This window comes from Persicitalea sp. (genome assembly GCF_041751555.1).
Classification (GTDB): Bacteria; Bacteroidota; Bacteroidia; order Cytophagales; family Spirosomataceae; genus Persicitalea.
Genome location: NZ_JBGSXF010000186.1, coordinates 1 through 5,003, shown reverse-complemented (window position 1 = coordinate 5,003; position 5,003 = coordinate 1). Strand labels below are relative to the sequence as shown.

At 50.2% G+C, this 5,003-nt stretch carries 3 protein-coding genes; all 3 read left to right on the top strand.

From position 1 onward, the window contains the following. Nucleotides 1-121 precede the first annotated feature (121 nt). Complete coding sequence (locus tag ACEW8P_RS06510; protein WP_373512290.1) at nucleotides 122-727, top strand: RNA polymerase sigma factor; 606 nt, start codon at nucleotides 122-124, stop codon at nucleotides 725-727. 78 nt (nucleotides 728-805) lie between these two features. Then, a complete protein-coding gene (locus tag ACEW8P_RS06505; RefSeq protein WP_373512289.1) occupies nucleotides 806-1,900 on the top strand; it encodes a FecR family protein in 1,095 nt (364 codons plus the stop codon). A 152-nt stretch (nucleotides 1,901-2,052) separates the two neighbouring features. Next, nucleotides 2,053-5,003: SusC/RagA family TonB-linked outer membrane protein (locus ACEW8P_RS06500; RefSeq protein WP_373512288.1), on the top strand; the 2,951-nt coding region annotated here is incomplete at its 3' end.

Here is a 5,003-nt window from a genome sequence, read left to right as displayed (position 1 = left end):
CGACGGTAAATCAATTTGCGCGGCCGGATGGTTCATTGACTAAAATAGGCAAACATCACATTACTTGCCAAAGTCATTATTTTTCTTAAATTTGTCTAATTGAAAAGTAATTTGACAAATTTTGATTACCTCTCTCAAAACCGACGCCCAACTCTGGCAAGACGTAATTACAGGCGATGAGTCAGCATTTTCAGCATTATTCGAGCGCTACCACACCTTACTAGTTGGCTATGGGAAATCATTGCTGGGTCATCATGAGAAGGTGAAGGACTGTGTGCAGGACGTATTTGTAGATTTGTGGTTATATCGTAAGTCACTCAATCCGTCAGTTGTGGCGAAAGCTTATTTGATTTCCTGCGTCCGTAAGCGGATCGTAAGGATGCACGAACGTGACCAGACCTTCCGAAGGTCCTCACATATTGACGATATAGTGGAAAATACTGAGTTCTCGCTCAATTTCACCGTGGAGGATCAACTAATTGCCAACGAGGAAACATTGCTGAAAGTCCGACAACTCAACCAAATGCTTAATTCGCTGAACCCTCGGCAGCGTGAAGCCCTCTACCTCCGCTATCACCAAGGGCTTTTAGTGGATGAGATCGCCGAGATCTTAGACATCAATAAGCAGTCTGTCTCCAACCTGTTGCATCGCTCCCTTCGTCAATTACGCCGCGATTGGAAAGGCAATACTCCTCTTCTTAGTTTGTTATTTTTGATGGTATTTTAATTTTTTCAAAAAAAAACTGCACAAACTGAGTATCGCGACGATGAGCTGTCCTCTCTGCCTTTGAAACCTGCTTTTCAAATGCAACAGCGAAACCAGTACCGTTCAATCGAAGATTTCCTGGCCGACGACTCATTCAAAGCGTGGGTGCTGACTGGCTACGACCCCGACCGTTGGGAAGTGTGGGCAGTCGAGAATCCGCAGCGAGCCGCACTTGTGGAAGAAGCCCGCAACTGGTGGCTTGCCATGCAGGTTCCGGACACGCAACCATCCACGGAAGTAACGTCGGCGGCCTTACAGGATACCTGGCAGAAAATTTGGCAAGCCGAGGAGGCGGCTGTCGTCCCGCTTTGGCGGTGGTGGCGCAGCGTAGCGGCTTTGCTGCTGCTAGGTGGTGGCCTTTCACTGGCCTGGTATCTTTATAATAAAACATCCAGGACTCCCGGCATCTCTTACTCGGACTTGGTCGAGGAGGTGGCCAGCCCGATGCTCGAACGCACCAATGAAACCGACCGCCCGGTGCTTATCTCACTTTCCGACGGCAGTTCGGTGCTGCTGCAACCTGATAGTAAACTAAGTTATCCCGCAAATTTCGTGGATGACGAGCGTCGGGTGTTTCTCTCGGGTGAGGGTTTTTTTGAAATAAGCAAGAACCCCGATCAACCATTCTTAGTGTACGCAAACGAAGTGGTAACCAAAGTAGTGGATACCAGCTTCCGTGTGAAGGCATACGCCGATCAGCCCGACATTGAGGTAGTGGTCAGGACGGGAAAGGTGAATGTGTCATCTAATAGCGCGGCGGGAACTTCGCACGAAGGAGATGTTCTGCTGTTGCCCAACCAGGGGATCCGAATAAATCGCGAGAGCTTGGCCTTTGAAAAAATAGACGACCTGACCCAGGAAAACCAGATCTCCCAGAAGTTAAGCAATATTGAGCGGCTCAGCTTTGAATTCTCCGACGTCCCCGTTGCCCAGATATTCCGCACCATTGAGCAAGCTTACTTGGTCGAAATTGACTTTCCCATAGAAAAACTAAGAAACTGCTATCTGACCACCTCGCTCAATGATGAGCCTTTGGCCCAAAAATTAAAAATCATCTGCACGAGCCTGGGGCCAAACGCCAGTTATCAGATTGAGGGCAACGTAATCACCGTGACGGCGGAAGGTTGCAATTAGATAAAGTAAAAAAGCGTCGGGATGCTGAAACATCGCCGACGCTAAGAAGACTTCCCGGCGGGTTCTGTAAAACCCGTTCTCTGGCGAGAAAAGGGAAGAGTGATTTTGCCAAAACCCATTTACAATAAGATTTAACCAAACCAACCAAAAGTATGAAGAATTCTTCTACATCCCAACGATTACTCTATCATGTCTTGAAAGCCTCAATCCTACAACTTGCCCTGGCGGCTCTCTTTACAGGAATTGCTTTGGCGACCACTGTCAACGGACAAGGCATTCTGGACCGCAAGGTGTCTCTCGATGTCCGGAACACCGCTTTGAGCAAAGCATTGCGGGAATTGGAAAAATCGGGACAAGTGAAGTTTTCGTACAATTCACGCAGTCTGCCACTCGACGAGGCCGTGACGGTGCGGGCCGAGAACGAGGCGCTGGCCAGCGTGTTGACGCGTGTGCTCGAGCCATTGAAAATCCATTTTATGCTGGTGAGCAACCGGATTGTGCTGCGGAACGCTGTCGCATCGAAATCGGTCCCTCAGGAAAATTCCCTTTTCTCTCACATTTCTATACAGGCACCTGCCGATCGGACAGTAACCGGCAGTGTCACGGACGAAAACGGCTCAGAATTACCCGGCGTGAGCGTCCTCGTGAAAGGCACTCAACGCGGCACCACTACCGATCAGAATGGGGCATTTACGGTCAGTGTACCCGAAGGTCGTCCGGCAATACTTGTGTTCAGTTATGTGGGCTACCTCACTCAGGAAGTCGAAGCCGGAAACCGTTCGCAAATCAATATTGCGCTCGCCGTTGACTCCAAAGCGTTGGAAGAAGTGGTAGTGGTAGGGTATGGTACTCAGAAAAAGGCCAACCTGACGGGAGCCGTCTCCTCGGTCAATTTTGAAGATCAGGGACTTGCTTCCCGCTCCACTACTAACGTTTCTGGTCTGCTGGTTGGTTTGGCGGCGGGGGTCCGTATTCAGCAAACCAGCGGTATTCCCAAGCAGAACAACAACGCCAGCATTAGCATCAGGGGGGTGGGTTCGCTCAACGCAAGTCAGGCACCGCTTGTCATCATCGACGGCATGATCGCCGACATCAATTCGGTAAGCCCCAATGATGTGGCCTCAGTGTCTATTTTAAAAGACGCTGCATCAGCGTCCATTTATGGGTCCAGAGCCTCCAACGGTGTGATATTAATCAAAACCAAATCGGGCATGAATGCCGACGGCAAGGTAAGTTTCACCTATAACAATTTCGTAGGCAGCCGTAGCCCGACGATCATGCACGACGTGATCAGCAATACCGCCGATCACATGGCCCTGATCAACACGGTGGTGGAAAATTCGGGTTTTAAGCCGCAGTTCACGCAGGCACAGATCGATGAGTGGCGGGAAAAGTCACAGACCGACCCCATCGGCTATCCCAATACCGACTGGTCGAAAGCCATTATCAAAAAGAATACTGTGATGAACCACAACTTCTCGGCGCGGGGTGGCAACGAGAAAGTCAACTTTTATTCTTCCGTAGATTTCTTTAAAGACGACGGCCTGATCCCCAATACGTCATTCCGCCGGTTCAACTTCCGTAACAACCTCTCATATAAAGTCAATAAGTGGCTTACACTGGGAAACAATCTTACTTTCATTAATACAAAATCGGATCCCGCAGAAATCGGCAACATATTCAATAACTGGCGAACTACCAGTCCCGGCGTTCTACCCAAGCACCCGGATGGACGTTACGGGGCAGCCCAAACACCTTCGGGCGAAACCGGAGCCAACAATCCGCTGATGCGGGCCGAGGAGCGTAGAGGTGAAAACAATTCCAACGTGGTTCAGGGCAAATTATTCGCCACCGTTTCACCCTTGAAAGGGCTGTCCGTTACAGCAAGCTACTTTATGAATCTCGTTCAGGACACCGAATGGGGTGGCGTCGAACCCTTTGATCGCTGGGATTTCCAGAGAAACATCATCGCGCTTCCCAATAACAATAATCGTCTTTCGCTATCGAATTCCTACGCCAAGTACCAGCGGCAAATCATTGACGTATTTGGGAATTACGACCTTACCTTGGGCAAACACTACCTTAAGTTTTTGGCAGGGTACAACCAGGAATACTACTACCAGAGCAATTTTGAAGCTTCAAGAAGGGATTTGCTGAGCTACGACACGCCCGTGCTGAATGCCGCTTCCAGCGAGCCCCAGGCCAGCGGCAGTGCTTCGGATTATGCCATTCGGTCTTACTTCGGTAGGGTCAACTACGCTTTTGAAAGCAAATACCTTCTGGAAGCCAATATACGTTATGACGGCTCGTCGCGCTTCGCCCCAGATGCCCGTTGGGGCTTTTTCCCGTCGGTTTCCGCCGGCTGGCAGATTTCAGAAGAGGATTTCTGGACGCCTTTGCGCAACACAGTCACTATGTTCAAACTCCGCGCCTCTTATGGTCAACTGGGCAATAATGGCATCGGCAACTACGAATGGCAGAATTTCTACCAGGCCGCCAACTATACCCTGAACGAGTCGGTGGTACAGGGATTGGCCTACCGTAACTTCGGTAATCCGAACATCACTTGGGAAACCACCAATGTTCTTAACGTTGGGGCCGACATTCGGCTTTTCAGAAGCTTAACGCTCGACCTCAACTATTACCATAAAACCACCAGTAACATCCTGGCCAACCTGCCCATTCCGAATATTAACGGCGGTATCGGTGCGCCCCGGTTTAATTCCGCCAAAGTTTTGAACTCCGGCTTTGAGGCAGAAGTCCGTTACACTAAGTCTATCCGAAAATTAGGCGTAACGGCAGGTTTCAATTTTGCCTACAATAAAAATCGGATTCTGGAATACAAAGGCGATTTCATCGAACCGCGTGGCACAGCCCAAGCCTGGACGGAAGGGCAGCCCATCGGTGCCTACTGGGTTCGGGAGGTGGACCGCATCGTCCAGGATCAAGGTGAGGTGGATGCTTTGGTCGGACAGGGCTACGTGTTCAAACCCTCTACGCCTGGGCCGGGTGACTTCCTCTACCGCGACCAGAATGGTGACAAGGTCATCGACGACAAAGACCGCATCTTGAAAGGGAATCCCATTCCGCACATCACCTATGG